The organism is Corallococcus sp. AS-1-6, from assembly GCF_020037015.1.
Classification (GTDB): domain Bacteria; phylum Myxococcota; class Myxococcia; order Myxococcales; family Myxococcaceae; genus Corallococcus.
On record NZ_JAIQDE010000004.1, the window covers coordinates 178,428 to 197,283 of the forward strand.

The window sequence follows — 18,856 nt, forward strand, 5'->3', positions numbered from 1 at the left end:
CGGGTCAGGACGCGCGCGCGGCCGGCAGCAGGCCGTCCACGGTCCCGGAAAGGCCGGCGTCCACCACCCAGATGGCGCCATTCACGCGCTGGGTCTTCGGCCCCAGCAGCAGCTCGGTCACGTCCGCGACGTCGTCCGCGGTGCACAGCCGTCCTCCGGGCGTCGCGGACTCCCAGCGCGCCACGCGCTCCGGGGCGTCCGGGAACATGCCCAGCAGCTCCCCGTGCACGGGCCCCGCGGACACGCAGTTGGTGCGGATGCCATCCGGCGCCAGCTCCGCGGCCAGGTAGCGCGTGAGCGACTCCACGCCCGCCTTCACCACGCCCTGGCAGCCCAGGTCGTGCATGTACCGTTGGGACATGGACGTGGACATGGTGACGATGCTCCCGCCCCCACGCGCGGCCATCAGCGGACGGGCGCGCATCGCGCACTCGTAGGTGCCGGTGATGCAGGTGCGGAACGCCTTGTCCCAGTCCCGGGGCGCGATGCGGTCGAACGGACCGATGAGCCCGTTGGACGCGTTGCACACGAGCAGGTCGAGCCCGCCCAACTGCTCGCGGATCGCCGCGAACATCCGCTCCAGGTGCTCCTCCTGCGCGACGGAGCCCCACAGGTGGACCGCCCTGCCGCCCGCGTCGACGATGTCCCGCGCCGTCCTCTCTCCGTCCTCACGCGAGTGGAACGAGTTGACCACCACCGTCGCCCCCGCGCGCGCCAGCCGCGTCGCGATGACCCGGCCAATGCCCTTCCCCGAACCCGTGACGAGCGCGACCTTCCCCGCGAACGGCAGCTCCGTGCGCAACGGAACAGGCGCGGGCGCAGCGAGGATGGGCGCGCGAGGCCTGGTTTCCACCACGGGCGGCGCGGCCGGCAGCAGCGCACGGGCCGCGTCGGCGATGGCGGCCATCGTGCGCAGGCGCTGCGACGGCTTCGGCGCGTCGCCCAGCCCCAGCTCCTTCATGAGCACGGCCATCACCTCCGCCTGCTTCACGGAGTCGATGCCCAGCTCGTCCTCCAGGTCCGCGTGCGGCGTGAGCAGCTCCTCCGGGTAGCGCGTCACGCGCGCGAACACGGCGCGCACGCGAGTCAGGAGATCCGGAGCGTGGGTTCCAGCACGCGCCTCGACGCCAGCGCTCACGGCGGACGCCACCGGAGGCGGCGCGGACGTGACGACGGGCGACGGGGCCGTTCCCAGCGCCTCCTTCACCGCTCCCGCGATGGCGCCGAGCGTGCGCGCCTTCCCGTTCCGCGGCAGCCGGTCCGGCGGCAACTGGAACTCCCGAGCGATGACCGCGGCGATCTCCGCGAGCTTCACGGAGTCGATGCCCAGCTCGTCCTCGAGCTGCGCATGCTCCGTCAGGATGTCGAGCGGATACCGCGTGACGGACGCGGCGCACTGCCGCACCTGCTCCAGGATGTTCGAAGGCGTGGATGTATGGGATTGGGAAGAACGCGCGGACATGATGGCCCCTGTCGGTTCAATGCGTGACGGGGGCCGACTGTAAATGGGGGTCTGACACGTGCCGCGAAGCGACGCGCACAGCTCACAGCAATCAAGGAGGCGGTGAAGATTGCTCGTGCGCGGGAATGCGCGCGCCCTCTTCACGAGCCACGCGAGCACGCCGCCATCCCAGCCACAGGGGAATGCATAGCGAAGGCAGCGTGAGCAGATCCGTGACGTCCACCGTGTGCATCGTGGGCCGGACCGCGGGAATGCGCGCGCCCGCGAGCCCCGCGCGCAGCGCGTAGAAGGGCCACTGCAGCGCGCCCAGCGCCCAGCGCCACGCATCCCCGGCGTCGGAGGAGAGCTTCGTGGCGCCGAAGCACAGCCCCGTCAGCACCACCGCGCCCACGAGCACCGGGAACGACGGGTAGAATTCCCGCACGCGCCGCTGGAACGCCTGCTCCCACAGCGCCTGGAGGAGCAGCGGGAACATCGCGAGCCCGGCGACGTCGGAGAGCTTCCCCGTCCACCACGACGGCCAGCGCGCCTTGAACACGTGGTCGTTCAGCACGAGCAGCACCACGGCCAGGAGCACCGCCGGATGCAAGAGGCCGCTGGCCGGAAAGGGCTTCGCCCCGGTGGATGTCACGCCCGCGCGCATGGGGGGCACTGTCACACTCGCCGCCGGGACATGGGAAGGCCCGTGATTGCGAGGGTTTGGAGGACGCGGCGGAAAATAAAAGAGCCGTGTCGATTCTCCCCGGGCCCATTCGTTGCGTCCCTGAAGGCAGGAAGAAGGACACCCCCCGCGGCCCGAAGGCGCGCGGCAGGAGACACGACCGTGCGATTCATGATCATCCGCAGGGCGGACAAGGACACGGAGGCCGGCGTGCTTCCGGACGAGAAGCTGCTGGCCGCCATGGGCGCCTACAACGAGGAGATGGTGAAGGCGGGCGTGATGCTCCAGGGCGAGGGCCTGCATCCGAGCAGCAAGGGCGCCCGCGTGAAGTTCACGAACGGCAAGCCGGCCATCATCGACGGTCCCTTCACGGAGACGAAGGAGCTCATCGCCGGCTTCACCCTCATCCAGGTGAAGTCGCGGGAGGAGGCGCTGGCGTGGCTCCAGCGCTGGCCGTCCATCGACGCGGGCGGCAACGTGGAGCTGGAGCTGCGCCAGGTCTTCGAGGACGACGACTTCGGCGCCGAGTTCACGCCCGAGCTGCGGGCGCAGGAAGCCCGCATCCGGGAGCAGGGCGCGAAGAACAGCCGCTAGTGCCGCGATGGCGCCTCCGCGTGACATAGACTGCCGCGCTCCCGGGGCCGGAGTGAAGGCAGGTGCAGCGATGTTCCAGCGGCTGGTGCTGGTGTGCGCGGTGTGTCTCATGGCGTGCGGAGGCAAGCGGGTGGCCACGGGGCCGGGCTCGCCGCCGGACCGGGTGGACGACGGCTGGGACGTGGCCTCCTTCGAGGACACGGCCATGCAGCGCCCGTGGTTCGACGCGCTGGAGCACGACGTGTCCGAGGGCACGGTGGAGACGCCAGACGCGGTGCTCGTCGCGAAGGGAGGCCAACTCGTCTACGAGCGCTACTGGAACGACTTCACGCGGGAGCAGGCGCACGACCTGAGGTCCGCCACGAAGAGCGTCACGTCGCTGCTGGTGGGCATGGCGCACGAGCGCGGGCTCCTGCCGGACCTGGACGCGCCGGTGCTCCCGCTGCTGCCACACCTGTCGCCGGTGAAGAACGCGGATCCGCGCAAGGAGCGCATCACGCTGCGCCACCTGCTCCAGATGCGCTCCGGACTGTCGTGCGATGACTGGGACCCCAAGTCCCCCGGCAACGAAGAGCGGATGTACGACACGGACGACTGGGCCCGCTTCATCGTGGACGTGCCCATGCGGGACGAGCCCGGCACCGTGACGCGCTACTGCACGGGCGGCGTGGTGCTGCTGGGCGCGGTGCTGGAGCACGTCAGCGGCCGCTCCATCCCGGACCTGTCGCGCGAATGGCTGTTCACCCCCATGCAGGTCCAGGACGTCACCTGGCAGCCCGCGGGCAAGCAGGGCACGGACACCGGCGGCCACCTGCGCCTGCGTCCGCGTGACTTCCTCAAGGTGGGGCAGCTCATGCTCGACGGTGGCGCGTGGCACGGCGAGCGCCGGGTCTCCGAGGCGTGGGTGGCGGAGTCCCGCAAGGCGCTGGGGCCGCTGGGCGACGCGGGCTACGGGCTCCTGTGGTGGAGCACCCGCTTCGTCATCAACGGCACCCCGGTGGAGGTGTCCTTCGCGCGGGGCAACGGAGGGCAGTACGTCTTCGTCGCGCCTTCGCTGGGCGTCACCGCGGCCTTCACCGGCAGCCATTATAATGATGCGGGCTCGGCGCTCCCCCTGGTCCTGTTCGGACAGTACGTGCTGCCGGCGGCGCTCGGGCTGGAGCGGCCGGGGGCTCGGGACGGGCTCGTGTCGTCCGTCCGACGGTGACCGCCCGGGCCCCATCCGGATTCAGACGGGACGGTGCGCTTCTTGGATGACCGCGCGCTGACGGGTGGGCAACGTCCGCCGTGGCATGGCACCTCCGAAAGCACCTCGCACCCGCAAGAGCTCCGACCCCTCCGGCTTCGTCCGCGTCCGGGGCGCGCGCGAACACAACCTGAAGCACGTGGACGTGGACATCCCTCGCGACGCGCTGGTGGTCTTCACCGGCGTGTCCGGCTCCGGCAAGTCGTCGCTGGCGTTCGGGACGCTGTACGCGGAGGCGCAGCGGCGCTACTTCGAATCCGTGGCCCCGTATGCCCGGCGCCTGATTGATCAGGTGGGCGTGCCGGAGGTGGACGCCATCGACGGGCTGCCCCCGGCGGTGGCGCTCCAGCAGCACCGGGGCGCGCCCACGTCCCGCTCGTCGGTGGGCAGCGTGACGACGCTGTCGAACTCCGTGCGCATGCTGTACTCGCGCGCGGGCACGTACCCGCCGAAGCTGGAGCGGCTGGACTCGGACGCGTTCTCCCCGAACACGCCCGCGGGCGCGTGCCCGAAGTGCCACGGCATCGGCCGTGTGTTCGAGGTGACCGAGCGCTCCATGGTGCCGGATGACTCCCTGAGCATCCGCGAGCGCGCCGTCGCCGCGTGGCCGCCCGCATGGCACGGCCAGAACCTGCGCGACATCCTGGTGACGCTCGGGTACGACATCGACAAGCCCTGGCGCGACCTGCCGAAGAAGGACCGCCAGTGGATCCTCTTCACGGACGAGCAGCCCACCGTCCCCGTCTACGCGGGCTTCACGTCCGCGGAGGTGAAGCGGGCCATGGCCCGCAAGGAGACGCCCAGCTACATGGGCACCTTCACGGGTGCGAAGCGCTACGTGATGACCACCTTCGCGACCACCCAGAGCGCGATGATGAAGAAGCGCGTCGCCCGCTACATGGTCGCCAGCGACTGCGCGCTGTGCGAGGGCAAGCGCCTGAAGCGCGAATCCCTGTCCGTCACGTTCGCGGGCCGCGACATCGGAGACCTGTCCCGCCTGCCGCTGGAGCAGGTCGCGGAGCTCATCCGGCCCACGGCGGAAGGGAAGGGGAGGGACGCGGACGCCATGGCCCGCGAGCACCCGGAGAAGCTCATCGTCGCCCAGCGCATCACCAAGGACCTGCTCGCGCGCATCCAGGTGCTGACGGACCTGGGCCTGGGCTACCTGTCGCTGGAGCGCAGCACGCCCACGCTGTCACCGGGGGAGCTGCAGCGGCTGCGGCTGGCCACGCAGGTGCGCTCCAACCTCTTCGGCGTGGTGTACGTGATGGACGAGCCCTCCGCCGGCCTGCACCCCGCGGACACGGAGGCGCTGCTCACGGCGCTGGACCGGCTGAAGGAGGCGGGCAACTCGCTGTTCGTGGTGGAGCACGAGGTGGACGTCATCCGCCACGCGGATTGGATCGTCGACGTGGGCCCCGCCGCCGGTGAGCACGGCGGGCGCGTGCTCTACAGCGGCACGCCGGAGGGACTCGCGAAGGTGGAGGCGTCCCGGACGCGGCGCTACCTCTTCGAGGAGGAGACCCTGCGCCGCCGCGAGCCCCGGAAGCCCACGGGGCGGCTGCGCCTGGAGGGCGTGACGCGCAACAACCTGCACGGGCTGGACGTGGACTTCCCGCTGGGCGTCTTCACCACGGTGACGGGCGTGTCCGGCTCCGGCAAGTCCAGCCTGGTGAGCCAGGCACTGGTGGAGCTGGTGGCGGCGAGGCTGGGCCAGACGCTGGCGCCGGAGGAGGAGGAGGGCGAGCCGCTGGACCGCGAGCCGGTGGTGGCGAGCGAGGGATATATAAAGGAGGGGATGGAGGCCATCCGCCGGCTGGTGACGGTGGACCAGAAGCCCATCGGCCGCACGCCACGCTCCAACCTGGCGACGTACACCGGCCTCTTCGACCACGTGCGCAAGCTGTTCGCGGCGACGCCGCTGGCGAGGTCGCGCAAGTACGGCGCGGGGCGCTTCTCCTTCAACACCGCGGGAGGCCGCTGCGACACGTGCGAGGGCGAGGGCTTCGTGAGCGTGGAGCTGCTCTTCCTGCCCAGCGTGTACGCGCCGTGCCCCACGTGCCACGGCACCCGCTACAACGCGAAGACGCTGGAGGTGCGCTACCGCGAGAAGAACATCGCGGACGTGCTGGGGCTGACGGTGGACGGCGCCTTCGACTTCTTCACCGAGGAGCCGCCGCTCCAGCGCGCGCTCAAGGTGCTGCGCGACGTGGGCCTGGGCTACCTGCGCCTGGGCCAGCCCGCGACGGAGCTGTCCGGAGGCGAGGCCCAGCGCATCAAGCTGGCCACGGAGCTCCAGCGCACCCAGCACGGCGACACGCTCTACGTGCTGGATGAGCCCACCACCGGCCTGCACCCGGCGGACGTGGACAAGCTGATGGCGCAGTTGGAGGGACTGGTGGACGCGGGCAACACGGTCATCGTCGTGGAGCACGACCTGCGCGTCATCGCCGCCAGTGACCACGTCATCGACGTGGGGCCCGGCGCGGGCAACGCCGGAGGCCGCGTGGTGGCGCAGGGCACTCCGGCGCAGGTGGCGAAGGTGAAGCAGAGCCGCACCGCGCCCTATCTGGCGCGGGTGCTCGGGTGACTTAGGCCGGGACGGCTCGCTCAGTCGTCCTTGCCGTCATGGTGGCTGCCGTCGTCGTCGTCGTGGTCCTCGCCGCCGTCGCGGTCGTGGTCATCGAAGGCGTCGATGGACTTCTGGAGGTTGTTCTCCAGCTCCGACCGGGCGCTGGACTCGCGCGGGTCGAGCCGCTTGCCGTCCTTGTCGGTGAACCAGCCGCTCGGGTCGATGTTGAAGGTCACGTTCTGGTCGTCACCCTCGGCGATCTCGAAGCGCACCTCGCGCTCCTGCTCCACGCCGACGCTGGTGACAAACTGGAAGGGCTCGCCGTCGATGTGGCCGTCGATGATGATGGACGCGTCCTGGTCCGCCAGCTCCTTCAGGCCGCCCGTGGCCTTCTCCGGGTCGACCTTGCCGATGTCGAATTCGATCTCGTCGTAGATGCCGACGTCCACGGTGATGTCCTGCAGGCGCACCAACTGTCCTTCCAGCGCCGCGCCGGACAGGTCGATGAGGAAGGGCCCCGTGCGCCGCTTGAACTCGGTCTTGTCGTCGTCGCTCCCGGCGTCGGAGTCGTCGGAGACGTCGTCATGGTGGCCCTCGCGCTTGAGCTCCAGCTCGCGCACGGACAGCCGCACCCGATCCACGGTGATGCCATTGGAGAGCTGCAGCCGCTGGCTGGACGTGCGCGTCAGGGCCGAACCCGTGACCGCGCCTCCCATCCGCGTGCTCAACCCCACCGAGGACGTGCTGTTGCCGCACGCGGACAGCCACATGAGGGACGCGAACAGACCGATGAAACGACGCATGACGTGTGTCTCCTGGTTCCGGTGGGGGACGCCGGGCCCGTGGCCTCGCACCGGCCGTGCGATGCCGCCCGCCATCCCTTCCGCTGAAGGAAAGGAGTCCGGCCGCGAAAAACGGCCACGGGACGGATTTTCCCGGGCCATTTTCCGGGGACCTCGACCGGACGGGCGTGGCCGGAAAAGCCCCCCGTGACTCCTTCCCCTCGCACGGAGTACTGAACAGGGGTCATGGCTTGCACTCCCTCACCTGGACCGGCATCGCCCTCGGCGGGGTGTCCCAGCCCGCGCTCGTCGCGCGTGCGCGTGGGGACGGGGAGGGCGCCATGACGGAACAGGAACTGGCGGACTGCATCCGCAGGGCGGCGCGCGGAGAGCAGGCCGCGTGCGGTCAGCTCTACCAGCGCTTCCACGGGGCGGTGCGCCGCGTGGCCCAGGGCTCGGGAGTCCTGGGCACGGCGGAGGTGGAGGACGCGGTGCAGGAGACGTTCGTGCGCGCCTTCCGCGAGCTGCCCCGGCTCCAGCACCCGCGCGCGTTCAGCGGCTGGCTGCTGACCATCGCGCGGCATCACGCCTACGCGCTCAGCCGGGGCGTGAAGGCCCGGGCCCGCGTGGAGGAGGACCTGGCGCGAGAGCTGGACACCACCGCGCCCGCGCTGCCTCCGTCATTGACGCTGGAGCGCCGCGTGGCCGTGGTGCGCCAGCTCATCGAAGGGCTGCCCGAGGGCCCGGAGAAGGAGACGGCCCGCCTCTTCTATCTGGAGGGCGAGCTGAGCGCGCGGGAGATCGCCGACCGGCTGGGGCTGGGCAAGAGCGCGGTGACGATGCGGCTGGAGCGCTTCCGGGCCCGCGTGAAGCGCGAGCTGCTGGCGCGGCTGCTGGCCGCGGAGGTGGGCTGAACCATGGGCGCGAGCGACAGACACCTGGACGTGGAGTCCGCGAAGCAGCTCGAACGGCGCGAGCCCGAAGCGGTGCGCTACTTCGCCGAGCACCTCTCGCGGCCCTGTGAGACGTGCGAGGCGTTCCTCGCCCGCGACGAAGCGGAGCCTGACGGGTTCCCGGGGCTGGATGCCCTGGCGGACGAAGCGCTCGTCGCGGCCTCGGGCCGTCCCGTGCGGGAGGACGCGGTCGGTTGGGCGCGGGTGCGCCGGAAGCTGGGTGCGCCCCAGCGGGTGTGGCTGACCGGAGGACTGGGCGCGGTGGCCGCGGCGGTCCTCCTGGCGCTCCTGGTGCGCCCGGGGACCGGAGGGCCGGGCAGCGTGGAGCCTCCCTCCCAGCGCATCAAGGGCACGGCGCCGCTCGCGCTGGAGCTCACGGCGGCGGCGCAGATGCCCGGCGGTGAGGTGCGCGCCGTCTCCGAGGACGCGGTGCTCCCGCCCGAAGCCGTGGTGGTCCTGCGCTACCACGCCAGCGAATCCGCGGACGCCCTGCTGGTGCGCGAAGCCCCTGGCGTGCCGCCGCAGGTGCTGGGCCGCCATGTGCTGACGCCGGGCACGCACGACCTCCGCGACGGCGAGGACCTGGCGGGCGTGTCCCTGGAGGACGAGCGTGGACCCGTGACGCTGGTGCTGGTCGCCTGGCCGCAAGGTGAGCAGGAGAGCCCGGCGCTGGAGGCGGTGCGTGTCAGCGGACAGGTGCCACCCGACGCGGCCCAGGCCCGCCTTCGCTTGAGGGTGGAGTCGGGGCATGCTGCTCCCTGAGGAGCCGCGCGTGTCCCGCCTGCTGTTCATCCCCCTGGTGCTGGCGCTGGTGGCGCTCGGCGCGTGCCGCTCCGTGGAGCCACGGGAGAAGGGCCGCGCGGTGCGGGTGCGCCTGGAGGAGGGCGTGCTGGCGTCGGCGCAGGAGGGCGAGCGGCACGCGCTGCTCATCGGCATCTCCGCGTACACGGACCCTGCCTGGAACGCGCTGCGCTACGCGGCGAAGGACGCGGACGACCTGGGCCGCGTGCTGGCGGATCCGGTGCGCGGAGGCTTCCGCTCCGTGACGGTGCTCACGCGGCCCGAGCAGACGACGCGCACGTCGGTGCTCGCGGCGCTCCAGGCGCTGGAGGCGCGTCCGTGGCGGCCGCAGGACACGGTGGTCGTGTACGTGTCCGGGCACGGCTCGCTGGCGCGCGACGTGAGGGGCGAACTGCAGCGCTACCTGGTGACGTCCGACACCCGCTACCGGGACGTGGCGGGCACGGGCCTGGACATGGCCACGCTGGAGCAGTCGCTGGAGCGGCTGGGGTCGCGGCGGCGCGTGCTGGTGCTGGCCACCTGTCACAGCGGCACGGGCAAGTCGCTGCTGCCGCCGGAGGTCCGCGACGAGCTCGCGCACACCAAGGCGTCCTTCCTCCCGCAGCCGCTGGAGGCCGCGAGCCGCGCCTCGCTGGTGCTGTCCGCCAGTGACTGGGGCGAGGCCGCGCGCGAGGACGACGCGCTGGCCAACGACATCTACACGCACTTCCTCATCCAGGCGCTGGACGGAAGCGGCGACCGCAACCGGGACGGCGCGGTGAGCGCCACCGAGGCCCACGACTGGGCCCGCCGCAACACCTGGGCCTATACGGAAGGGCGGCAGCGTCCCAGCGCGCAGATATTGGAGGTGGGCGCGGATCCGGTGCTGCTCTCCGGCTCCTTGCAGCGGCCGGGGCAGCCGGAGGTCTTCTCCTACAGCGCGAGGCTGGAGGGCTTCACGCTCAAGGTGGACGGCCGCGACGCGGGCGAGCTGCCCGGAGGCGTGGTGGTGCCCGAGGGCCGGCGGAAGCTGGAGCTGCGCAAGGGAGGCCAGGTGTTGTGGGAGGACACCGTGGCGCTGCGCTCCGGCGAGCGGCGTGAGCTGGAGGCCTTCCTGCGCCCCAGGGCGGACGGGCCCAGGCGGACGGTGACGCTGGGTGGAGGCGTGCTCGGCTTCCTGGATGGACAGAGCCGCGAGCAGGTGCTGCCGGCGTCGGCGCAGGCGGGCGTGGGGCTGGGCTGGGAGGGCGTGCTCCTGGACGGGAAGCTGGACCTCTGGGTGGACGTGGCGGCGGGGCAGGGAAGTCAGTCGCTGCGGTTGGACCCGGGCGGCGACGTGCCGGTGCGGCACCGCTCGTTGCTCGTGGGCGTGGCGGTGGGGCCCACGTGGACGTGGGGCCGGCTGGGGCTGTCCACCGGGCCGCGCGTGGCCGGATTGTGGTTGCAGCGCTCCTTCCAGTTGGAGTTGTTGGACCGGAACGAGCAGTACGTGACGGCCTGGCCGGGCTGGATGGCCGCGCTGTCGTTCCGCTTCAGCCCGGTGTGGATGGTGGAGGCGCGCGCGCAGGCGTTGTGGGCCTACGTCCCGGTGGACGGGCAGACGCGCACGGTGGGCTTTGGAGGCCTGATGCTGGCCGGAGGGTACCGCTTCTGATGCGAGCCAGGACATGCGGCGGAGCGCTGGTGCTGGCGCTCGTGGGCTGCGGCGGATTCGACAACGGGGACCTGCGCACGGGCGTCGTGCGGGGCCGCGTGCTGGGCGCGGAGTCCGGCGTCGCGCGCGTCAACGTGATGGGCGACTCGGAGCTGCGCGCGACGGTCGGTTCGGACGGCCGCTTCGAGCTGGCTGGCGTGCCGGCGAGAGCCCTGGAGCTGTTCGTGGTCGCCTCCCGCACGCAAGCCGCGAGGACGACCGTGATGGCACAGGGCGCCCGGGTCACCGACGTGGGGGACATCCAGGGGAAGCCCGGTGCCTTCCTGACGGTGAGGGTGCGGGACGAGCAGGGCGCCATCCCGCCGGACGTCGAGGTGGAGCTGCGAGGCACGGGAGAAGACCGCGCGAAGGTGGACACGAGCAGCGGCGAGGTGCGCCTGGGGCCGCTGCCCGCGGGCTGCTACGCGCTGGAGGTCAAGGCCGACGACCTGGAGGACGTGGAGACGGAGGTCTGCGTCCGGGAAGGCGAGGAGCGCGTGCAGCCCATCACGCTGCCCGCGGACGACGACGGCGGCGGGGACGATGACGGCGGCAGCGACGACCACGGCGGCCGGGACGGCGGCTGAGCAGGGAAGGGGCCCGGGTCGCAATGTTCTGGGCCCATTCGCCCGCGTTTCCCGTAAATAGGCGGGGTCCCGACCTCCTCCTTGCCCCTCGAAGGTGACGACGTGAACGACCGACTCCTGCGCACGGCGCGCCGCCAGCCCACCGACACCACCCCCGTGTGGCTGATGCGTCAGGCGGGCCGCTACCTGCCCGAGTACCGCGCCATCCGCGGCAACATCGCGTTCCTGGACCTCTGCAAGGACCCGGACCTGGCCGCCGAAGTCACCGTCCAGCCCATCACCCGCCTGGGCGTGGACGCGGCCATCATCTTCTCCGACATCCTCATCCCCGTGGAGGCCATGGGCATCCACCTGGAGCTGGGCGACAAGGGCCCCCACTTCCCCAACCCCCTGCGCACGCCCGCGGACATCGACAAGCTCGGCGTCCCCGACCCCGTCGAAGGCACCGGCTTCGTCGCGGAGGCCATCCGCCGCACGCGCAAGGCCCTCAATGACTCCGTGCCCGTCATCGGCTTCGCGGGCGCGCCCTTCACCCTGGCCGCGTACATGGTCGAGGGCGGCGGCTCCAAGAGCTACATCCAGATCAAGCGCCTCCTCTTCGAGCAGCCGGAGGTCGCCCACCGCCTCTTCCAGAAGCTCACCGACACCCTCATCCCGTACCTCAAGATGCAGGTGGAGGCCGGCGCCAAGATTGTCCAGATCTTCGACTCCTGGGGCGGCGAGCTGTCCCCCTGGGACTTCGAGCGCTTCAGCCTCCCGTACCTCACCCGCATGGTCACGGAGCTCAAGGCCACCGGCGTCCCCGTCATCCTCTTCGGCGTGAACATGACCCCGCACCTGCCGCTCCTGAAGCGCACCGGCGCGGACGTCATCGGCCTGGACTGGCGCTGCCCCGTGGACGAGGGCCGCCGCATCCTCGGGCCGGACGTGGCCACCCAGGGCAACCTGGATCCGCTCCACCTCTTCCTCCCCCGGGAAGAGCTGGACGGCCGCGTGAAGGACATCCTCCGCCGCGCCGGCCCCACCGGGCACATCTTCAACCTGGGCCACGGCATCCTCCCGCCCACCGACCCGGACGCCGCGAAGTTCCTCGTGGACGCCGTCCACAAGCACGGCGCCGCCCTCCGCCAGGGCACGCTCGACTGAACAGGTCCCTGCCCGGCCATCTGGCGAGCAGTTGACTCAAGAATCAATCCAGCGTTGACGCGGTGCATTGCCCGCCGTTAGAAGCGCCTCACTCGGTTCACAGAGGGTGAGGCACACATGGCAAGCGAGAAGCGCAACGGCCACCGGCGGGTGGCCATCGTCCGGGGGCTGCGGACGCCGTTCGCGAAGGCGGGCACCGTCTTCGCGAACCTGACGGCGCTGGACCTGGGCCGCATGGTGGTCCAGGAGCTGGTGCAGCGCAGCGACCTGGACCCCCACGAAATCAACCAGGTCGTCTTCGGACAGGTCATCCCCACGCTGACCGCGCCCTCCATCGCGCGTGAAGTGGTGCTGGCGGCGGGCCTGCCCAAGCGCATTGACGCCTTCACGGTGGCGCGCGCCTGCGCCACGTCCATCCAGTCCATGGTGGCGGGAGCCAACGCCATCGCGCTGGGCGACGCGGACGTCGTCATCGCCGGTGGCACGGAGTCCCTGTCGGACGCGCCCATCTTCACCAGCCGCCCGCTGGCGCACGCGCTGGCCGCGTCGTCCAAGGGCAAGAGCCTGCCGGACAAGCTCAAGCCCTTCCAGAAGCTCAAGGCCAAGGACCTCATCCCCGTGCCCCCCGCCATCGCCGAGTACTCCACCGGCGAGACCATGGGCGAGAGCGCGGAGAAGATGGCCAAGGAGAACGGCATCACCCGCGAGGAGCAGGACCTCATCGCGTTCAACTCGCACCAGAACGCGGCCCGCGCCTGGAAGGAGGGCCTGTTCGACGGCGAGGTGATGCACGTCACCGTGCCGCCGAAGTACGAGCAGACCGCCACGAAGGACAACATCGTGCGCGAGGACACCAGCCTGGAGGCGCTGTCCAAGCTCAAGCCGGTGTTCGACCGCCGCTATGGCAGCGTCACCGCCGGCAACGCGTCCCCGCTGACGGACGGCGCCGCGGCGCTCCTGCTCATGAGCGAGGAGAAGGCGAAGGCGCTGGGCTACGAGCCGCTGGGCTTCCTGCGCTCGCACGCCTTCGCGGCCACGGACCCCGGAGACCAGTTGCTCCAGGGCCCGGCGTACGCGGCGCCCGTGGCGCTCAAGCGCGCGGGGATGAAGCTTTCGGACATCGACCTGGTGGAGATGCACGAGGCCTTCGCCGCGCAGGTGGCGAGCAACCTCCAGGCGCTGGCGTCCAAGGAGTTCGCGAAGAAGGCGGGCTTCAACGCGCCGGTCGGCGAGGTGGACCGCTCGCGGCTGAACGTGACGGGCGGCTCCATCTCCATCGGGCACCCCTTCGGTGCCACGGGCGCGCGCATCATCACGCAGGCCCTGAATGAGCTGAAGCGTCGGAACAAGAACACGGTGTTGTGCACCGTCTGCGCCGCGGGTGGCCTGGGCGCCGCGGTCATCCTGGAGCGTGCGTGATGGCGACCAAGCAAGAGGCAGTCGAAGCGAAGCAGGGCTTGAGCTACGACGTCACGAGCGGCGTCGCGGTCATCACCGTGGACCAGCCGGGCGCGCCGGTGAACACGCTGTCCCCGGACGTGGGCACCGCGTTCTCCGACCTGCTCCTCCAGGCGGAGCGGGACCCGGAGGTGAAGGCCGTCGTCTTCATCTCCGGCAAGAAGGACAACTTCGTCGCCGGCGCGAACATCGACTTCCTCCAGACCCTGAAGACGCCCGCGGACGTGGAGGCCATCAGCCGCGGCGCGCACGAGCAGTTCGACCGGCTGGAGGCCTTCTCCAAGCCGGTGGTCGCGGCCATCCACGGCGCGTGCCTGGGCGGCGGCCTGGAGTGGGTGCTCGCGTGCCACTACCGCATCGTCACGGACAGCCCCAAGTCGGTGGTGGGCCTGCCGGAGACGCAGTTGGGCCTCATCCCCGGCGCCGGCGGCACGCAGCGGCTGCCCGCGCTGATTGGCGCGGAGGCCGCGCTGGACCTCATCCTCACCGGCAAGAACGTCAAGCCGTCCAAGGCGAAGAAGCTGGGCATCGTGGATGAAGTCGTCCCGGTGCCCATGCTCAAGGACCTCGCGCTCAAGCGCGCGGCGGAGCTGGCGGCGGGCACGCTCAAGGTGGAGCGCTCGCACCAGGGCTTCAAGGCCGTGGCCCAGAGCGGCAAGAAGAAGGGCATCGCCGGCATCTTCCAGGGGCTCATCAACAAGGACCTGTGGAAGGAGGCGGCGCTGGAGGACAACCCGCTCGGCCGCAAGGTGATGTTCGACCAGGCCAGGAAGCAGCTCCTGAAGAAGACGCGCGGCAAGTACCCCGCGCAGGAGAAGGCGCTGCAGGTCATCCGCGTGGGCCTGGAGTCCGGCCGCAAGGCGGGCCTGGAGGCCGAAGCGAAGGCCTTCGGCGAGCTGGTGTTCACGGACGTGTCGCGGCGCCTGGTCGAAATCTTCTTCGCCACCACGGCGCTGAAGAAGGAGAACGGCACCGCCAACCCCAACCTCAAGCCGCGCGAGGTGAAGAAGGTGGGCGTGCTGGGCGGCGGCCTCATGGGCGGCGGCATCGCCTACGTGGCCGGCGTGCTCCAGGGCGTGCCGGTGCGCGTGAAGGACCGGGACGACGCGGGCGCGGGCCGCGCGCTCAAGCAGGTGCAGACCGTTCTGGATGAGCGCGTGAAGCGCCGCTCGCTCACGCGGCTGGAGTCCAACGCGAAGCTGTCCAACATCACCGCGGGCACGGACTACAGCGGCTTCAAGTCGGTGGACCTGGTCATCGAAGCCGTGTTCGAGGACCTGAAGCTCAAGCACCAGGTCATCGCGGAGGTGGAGGCCGTCACCGGCGAGAATACCATCTTCGCGTCCAACACCTCCAGCCTGCCCATTGGCGAGCTGGCGAAGGGCAGCAAGCGCCCCTCGCAGGTGATTGGCATGCACTACTTCAGCCCGGTCCACAAGATGCCGCTGCTGGAGATCATCACGCACCCGGGCACGGCGGAGTGGGTGACGGCCACCTGCGTGGACGTGGGCAAGAAGCAGGGCAAGACGGTCATCGTCGTCAACGACGGGCCGGGCTTCTACACGTCGCGCATCCTCGCGCCGTACATGAACGAGGCGGCGTACCTGCTGGCGGAGGGCGCGGACATCGTCCAGTTGGACAAGGCGCTGGTGGACTTCGGCTTCCCGGTGGGGCCCATCACGCTGCTGGACGAGGTGGGCATCGACGTGGCCCAGAAGGTGGGGCCCATCATGGAGGCCGCGTTCGGCAAGCGCATGGCGGCGCCCAAGGCGCTGGAGGGCGTGGTGTCCGACGGCCGCCTGGGCCGCAAGACGAACAAGGGCTTCTACCTGTACGAGAACGGGAAGAAGAAGGAGGTGGACCCGCAGGTCTACCTGCTCCTGCCGCACGGCAAGGACCGCAAGTCCCTGGACGCCGCGGAGATGGCCGAGCGCGTCGCGCTGCAGATGGTGAACGAGGCCATCCGCTGCCTGGGTGAAGGCATCCTGCGCAGCGCGCGCGACGGCGACGTGGGCGCCATCTTCGGCCTGGGCTTCCCGCCGTTCCTGGGCGGCCCGTTCCGGTACGCGGACGCCCTGGGCCCGGCCCACCTGCTGCGCAAGCTGGAGCACTACCAGGACAAGTACGGCGAGCGCTTCACGCCCGCGCCGCTGCTGGTGGAGAAGGTGCGCGCCGGCAAGGGCTTCTACGAGTCCTGAGCGCATGACGCACCGGGGCAGGGGAGATGCCGCTTCACGGCGCTCTCCCTGTTTCCGGGCCTGACTTGACGCGAGGGGCGGTTCTGGACCAAGGGGCATGGCCCACATGGTCCGTTCCGCTCCTCGTGTTGTCCTGACCGCCGGGCTCGCCGCCCTGGCGCTGTGCACCGCGCTGGTGACGCTGTCCGCGGTGGCGTTCCCGCAGGGCTACAGCCCCGCGCGGTTGACGTGGCCGGGCGCTCCCATCCTGCTGGGCTGGACGCACTTCGACGCCGGCTGGTACGCGCACATCGCGAAGGTGGGCTACAGCTACACGCCCGGCCAGCAGAGCCCGGTGGCGTTCTTCCCGCTGTATCCCCTGGTGCTGCGAGGCCTGGGCCTCCTGCACCTGGACACGTTCCTCGCGGGCGTGCTCGTCACCATGTTGTGCGGCCTGGGCGCGCTGTACGTCTTCACGCTGTGGGCGCGCACGCGGGCGGATGAGGAGGCGGCGAGGAACGCGGGGCTCCTGCTGGCGTTCTATCCGTTCGCGTTCTTCCTCTACGGGGCGATGTATTCGGACGCGCTGTTCCTCTTGCTCATCATCGGCGCGTTCCTGCTGATGGAGCGGGGGCGGCTGGGGTGGGCGGTGCTGCTCGCGGCGGTGGCCACGGCGGCGCGGCCGGTGGCGCCCGCGCTGGTGGTGGGCCTGCTGGCGCGGCGGCTGGAGTGGAAGCACGAGCGCGGCCTGAAGTGGAGCCTGATGGACCTGCTGCCGGTGTTCGCGGCGGCGGGCTTCGTGCTGTACGTGCTCTACCAGTGGAAGGCGTTTGGCGAACCGTTCGCGTTCGTGAAGGTGCAGTCCGCGCCGGGGTGGGACCAGAAGCCGGGCTGGCGCACGTGGGCGAAGCTGCGCTGGTTCCAGGGCTTCAGCCGGGAGATGTCGCTGTCGGACGGCTTGAGGCTGGTGGGGCACGCGGCCGTCACGCTGGGGGCGCTCGCGCTGGTGTGGCCCACGGCGAAGCGGCTGGGGTGGGGCTATGGCGTGTACACGCTGGCCATCGTGGGACTGCCCGCCCTGTCCAGCAAGGACTTCATGGGCATGGGGCGCTACCTGCTGGCCGCCTTCCCGCTGTTCCTCACCCTGGCGCTGCTGCTGCGCGAGCGTCCCCGCCTGAGGTGGGGCGTGCTCGCGACCAGCGCCTGCGTGATGCTGGCGCTGGCGGCGGCCTACGGAGCCGCGGAGTACGTGTCATGAGCGGGCTCATGTCCCAGGCGCTGGAGCTGTACGGGCACCTGCCCGCGAGCGAGCGCTTCCACGTGCACGCGCGGGCCTCCTCGGCCCCGCTGCTCGCGGTGGCGTCGCGCGTGCCCTCCGGGACGGTGGCGGACATCGGCTGCGGGCACGGCCTCCTGTCCGCGGTGATGGCGCTCGCGGCGCCGGAGCGACGGGTGCTCGGAGTGGACCTGGACGAGCGCAAGGTGCGCTGGGCGAAGCAGGCCCTGTCCGGGCTGCCCAACGTGACGCTCGACGTGGGCTCCGTGGAGGAGCTCGCGAGGGCGCAGCCGCACGCCCTGGACGCGGTGGTGGTCTGCGACGTGCTGTACCTGCTGCCCGAGGAGAAGTGGCCCGGCTTCCTCCAGTCCGTGCGCGGCCTGCTCAAGCCCGGAGGCCGCTTCCTCCTGAAGGAAGTGGAGGGCGACCGCTCCTGGAAGCACGCCAAGGCGCTCGCGCAGGAGTGGGTGATGGTGTCGCTGCTCGGACGCACCAAGGCCAGCGGCGGCATGGTGCTCAAACCGCGAGTCGACGGCGTGCGGCTCCTGCGCGACGCGGGCTTCGAGGTGCGCGAAGTGGTGGGCCTGGGGCAGGGCTACACCACGCCGCACCTGCTCTACGACGCCGAGGCCCGCTGAAGCTCGCCGTAGTTCGCGAGCGCGATGCCCCGCTCCACGAGCTTCGCCTTCACGCGGGGGCTGGTGAGCGCGGCCAGCTCCGCCTCCCAGCCATAGGTCCACGCCGGATCCTCCGGCACCCGCGGAGCCCCCTCACCCGGGTGGCACCCCAGCTCGAAGTCCCCCTCCGGCAGCGAGTCCAGCAGCGCGAGCAGCGCCGGCTCATCCAGCCGGCCCGCCTCGAACACCCCGCCCGCGCTCACCCGCCGCACGCCCGGCCGGGCCCGGGGCGCCGTGCGCGCGAGCACCGCCAGCACCGTCGTCTTCAACGCCGGCCCGGGAGCCCGCAGCCACGACGCGCGCGGCAGCGCATCCGGCCACCGCAGGGGCAGGCCCTCGCGCGCGGCGAGTCCCTCCACCACCGGCAGCACCCCCGGCAACAGGTGCAGGTGCTGGTGCCCGTCCAGGTGGTCCACCCGCGCGCCCAGCTCCCGCGCGCGGGCGAGCTGCGCGGACAGCTCCCGCTCCAGCTCCTCTCTCCGCACCCGCCCCGTCACCCACGCCTTCGCGAACTCCGCCCAGTTGCCCCGGAGCCGTCCCCCCGGCGCCACCGTCCGCACGGACTCCGCGGGGGCCGCGCAGGGCAGCCGCGTGGACAGCGCCAGGTGCACGCCCACCGCCAGCCCCTGCGCCTTCGCCAGGCCCACGGCCTCCGCCGCGCAAGGGCCCATGGCCAGCAGCGTCGCGCTGGTCACGATGCCCTCGCGGTGCGCCTTGAGGATGCCCGCGTCCAGCGACGGATGCAGGCCCAGGTCGTCCGCGTTGACGATGAGGCGGGTGCGAAACGCCATG

Annotated in this window: 16 protein-coding genes; 12 read left to right on the plus strand and 4 right to left on the minus strand. The window is 71.3% G+C overall.

The features are described from left to right. Positions 1-4 precede the first annotated feature (4 nt). Both K8612_RS07775 and K8612_RS07780 read right to left on the minus strand, forming a co-directional pair. Positions 5-1,462 carry an SDR family oxidoreductase gene (locus tag K8612_RS07775; protein WP_223761822.1) on the minus strand — a complete coding sequence of 486 codons (1,458 nt, stop codon included), beginning with the start codon at positions 1,460-1,462 and terminating at the stop codon, positions 5-7. 91 nt (positions 1,463-1,553) lie between these two features. Next, the gene (locus K8612_RS07780) at positions 1,554-2,093 is read right to left on the minus strand and encodes a hypothetical protein (protein ID WP_223761823.1); all 540 of its coding nucleotides are present in this window, start codon (positions 2,091-2,093) and stop codon (positions 1,554-1,556) included. A gap of 192 nt (positions 2,094-2,285) precedes the next feature. On the opposite strand from K8612_RS07780, the gene K8612_RS07785 reads away from it, so the two are divergent. From K8612_RS07785 to uvrA, 3 genes are all read left to right on the plus strand, one after another. Next, on the plus strand, positions 2,286-2,717 hold the full coding sequence (locus K8612_RS07785) for a YciI family protein (RefSeq protein WP_223738650.1): 432 nt from the start codon (positions 2,286-2,288) through the stop codon (positions 2,715-2,717). A 70-nt stretch (positions 2,718-2,787) separates the two neighbouring features. Next, positions 2,788-3,924 (plus strand): serine hydrolase, encoded by a 1,137-nt coding sequence (locus K8612_RS07790; RefSeq protein WP_223761824.1) that lies wholly within the window; start codon positions 2,788-2,790, stop codon positions 3,922-3,924. Between the two features lie 85 nt (positions 3,925-4,009). Then, positions 4,010-6,553 (plus strand): excinuclease ABC subunit UvrA, encoded by a 2,544-nt coding sequence (uvrA, locus tag K8612_RS07795; protein ID WP_223761825.1) that lies wholly within the window; start codon positions 4,010-4,012, stop codon positions 6,551-6,553. 20 nt (positions 6,554-6,573) lie between these two features. On the opposite strand, the gene K8612_RS07800 is transcribed toward uvrA, so the two are convergent. Further along, positions 6,574-7,338, minus strand: a complete 765-nt coding sequence (locus tag K8612_RS07800) for a hypothetical protein (RefSeq protein ID WP_223761826.1) — start codon at positions 7,336-7,338, stop codon at positions 6,574-6,576. A 320-nt stretch (positions 7,339-7,658) separates the two neighbouring features. On the opposite strand from K8612_RS07800, the gene K8612_RS07805 reads away from it, so the two are divergent. The 9 genes from K8612_RS07805 (at position 7,659) to K8612_RS07845 (ending at position 18,025) form a co-directional block, all read left to right on the plus strand. Beyond that, the gene (locus K8612_RS07805) at positions 7,659-8,231 is read left to right on the plus strand and encodes an RNA polymerase sigma factor (protein WP_223738654.1); all 573 of its coding nucleotides are present in this window, start codon (positions 7,659-7,661) and stop codon (positions 8,229-8,231) included. A gap of 3 nt (positions 8,232-8,234) precedes the next feature. Further along, positions 8,235-9,032 (plus strand): hypothetical protein, encoded by a 798-nt coding sequence (locus K8612_RS07810; RefSeq protein ID WP_223761827.1) that lies wholly within the window; start codon positions 8,235-8,237, stop codon positions 9,030-9,032. Further along, a complete protein-coding gene (locus K8612_RS07815) occupies positions 9,019-10,704 on the plus strand; it encodes a caspase family protein (protein WP_223761828.1) in 1,686 nt (561 codons plus the stop codon). Before K8612_RS07810 ends, K8612_RS07815 begins: the two co-directional genes overlap by 14 nt. After that, the gene (locus K8612_RS07820; protein WP_223761829.1) at positions 10,704-11,330 is read left to right on the plus strand and encodes a carboxypeptidase-like regulatory domain-containing protein; all 627 of its coding nucleotides are present in this window, start codon (positions 10,704-10,706) and stop codon (positions 11,328-11,330) included. Before K8612_RS07815 ends, K8612_RS07820 begins: the two co-directional genes overlap by 1 nt. 102 nt (positions 11,331-11,432) lie before the next feature. Continuing rightward, positions 11,433-12,476: a uroporphyrinogen decarboxylase gene (gene hemE / locus K8612_RS07825; protein ID WP_223738665.1), complete on the plus strand. Its 1,044-nt coding sequence runs from the start codon at positions 11,433-11,435 to the stop codon at positions 12,474-12,476. Between the two features lie 117 nt (positions 12,477-12,593). Continuing rightward, complete coding sequence (fadI, locus tag K8612_RS07830; RefSeq protein ID WP_223761830.1) at positions 12,594-13,895, plus strand: acetyl-CoA C-acyltransferase FadI; 1,302 nt, start codon at positions 12,594-12,596, stop codon at positions 13,893-13,895. Beyond that, the gene (gene fadJ, locus K8612_RS07835; RefSeq protein WP_223761831.1) at positions 13,895-16,132 is read left to right on the plus strand and encodes a fatty acid oxidation complex subunit alpha FadJ; all 2,238 of its coding nucleotides are present in this window, start codon (positions 13,895-13,897) and stop codon (positions 16,130-16,132) included. The genes fadI and fadJ overlap by 1 nt, the downstream gene beginning before the upstream one ends. A 106-nt stretch (positions 16,133-16,238) precedes the next feature. Then, entirely contained in the window at positions 16,239-17,369 is a 1,131-nt protein-coding gene (locus tag K8612_RS07840) for a mannosyltransferase family protein (RefSeq protein WP_223761832.1), read from the plus strand. Then, positions 17,366-18,025, plus strand: coding sequence for a class I SAM-dependent methyltransferase (locus K8612_RS07845; RefSeq protein ID WP_223761833.1), 660 nt, complete (start codon positions 17,366-17,368; stop codon positions 18,023-18,025). Before K8612_RS07840 ends, K8612_RS07845 begins: the two co-directional genes overlap by 4 nt. On the opposite strand, the gene K8612_RS07850 is transcribed toward K8612_RS07845, so the two are convergent. Continuing rightward, positions 18,004-18,855, minus strand: a complete 852-nt coding sequence (locus K8612_RS07850) for a ChbG/HpnK family deacetylase (RefSeq protein ID WP_223761834.1) — start codon at positions 18,853-18,855, stop codon at positions 18,004-18,006. The genes K8612_RS07845 and K8612_RS07850 overlap by 22 nt on opposite strands. Position 18,856: the final 1 nt, after the last annotated feature.

Coding starts and splice junctions, on each gene's coding strand:
- K8612_RS07775 (WP_223761822.1), bottom strand. CDS start 1,462: ATGTCCGCGCGTTCTTCCCAATCCCATACATCCACGCCTTCGAACATC.
- K8612_RS07790 (WP_223761824.1), top strand. CDS start 2,788: ATGTTCCAGCGGCTGGTGCTGGTGTGCGCGGTGTGTCTCATGGCGTGC.
- uvrA (WP_223761825.1), top strand. CDS start 4,010: ATGGCACCTCCGAAAGCACCTCGCACCCGCAAGAGCTCCGACCCCTCC.
- K8612_RS07800 (WP_223761826.1), bottom strand. CDS start 7,338: ATGCGTCGTTTCATCGGTCTGTTCGCGTCCCTCATGTGGCTGTCCGCG.
- K8612_RS07805 (WP_223738654.1), top strand. CDS start 7,659: ATGACGGAACAGGAACTGGCGGACTGCATCCGCAGGGCGGCGCGCGGA.
- K8612_RS07810 (WP_223761827.1), top strand. CDS start 8,235: ATGGGCGCGAGCGACAGACACCTGGACGTGGAGTCCGCGAAGCAGCTC.
- K8612_RS07815 (WP_223761828.1), top strand. CDS start 9,019: ATGCTGCTCCCTGAGGAGCCGCGCGTGTCCCGCCTGCTGTTCATCCCC.
- K8612_RS07820 (WP_223761829.1), top strand. CDS start 10,704: ATGCGAGCCAGGACATGCGGCGGAGCGCTGGTGCTGGCGCTCGTGGGC.
- fadI (WP_223761830.1), top strand. CDS start 12,594: ATGGCAAGCGAGAAGCGCAACGGCCACCGGCGGGTGGCCATCGTCCGG.
- fadJ (WP_223761831.1), top strand. CDS start 13,895: ATGGCGACCAAGCAAGAGGCAGTCGAAGCGAAGCAGGGCTTGAGCTAC.
- K8612_RS07840 (WP_223761832.1), top strand. CDS start 16,239: ATGGTCCGTTCCGCTCCTCGTGTTGTCCTGACCGCCGGGCTCGCCGCC.
- K8612_RS07845 (WP_223761833.1), top strand. CDS start 17,366: ATGAGCGGGCTCATGTCCCAGGCGCTGGAGCTGTACGGGCACCTGCCC.
- K8612_RS07850 (WP_223761834.1), bottom strand. CDS start 18,855: ATGGCGTTTCGCACCCGCCTCATCGTCAACGCGGACGACCTGGGCCTG.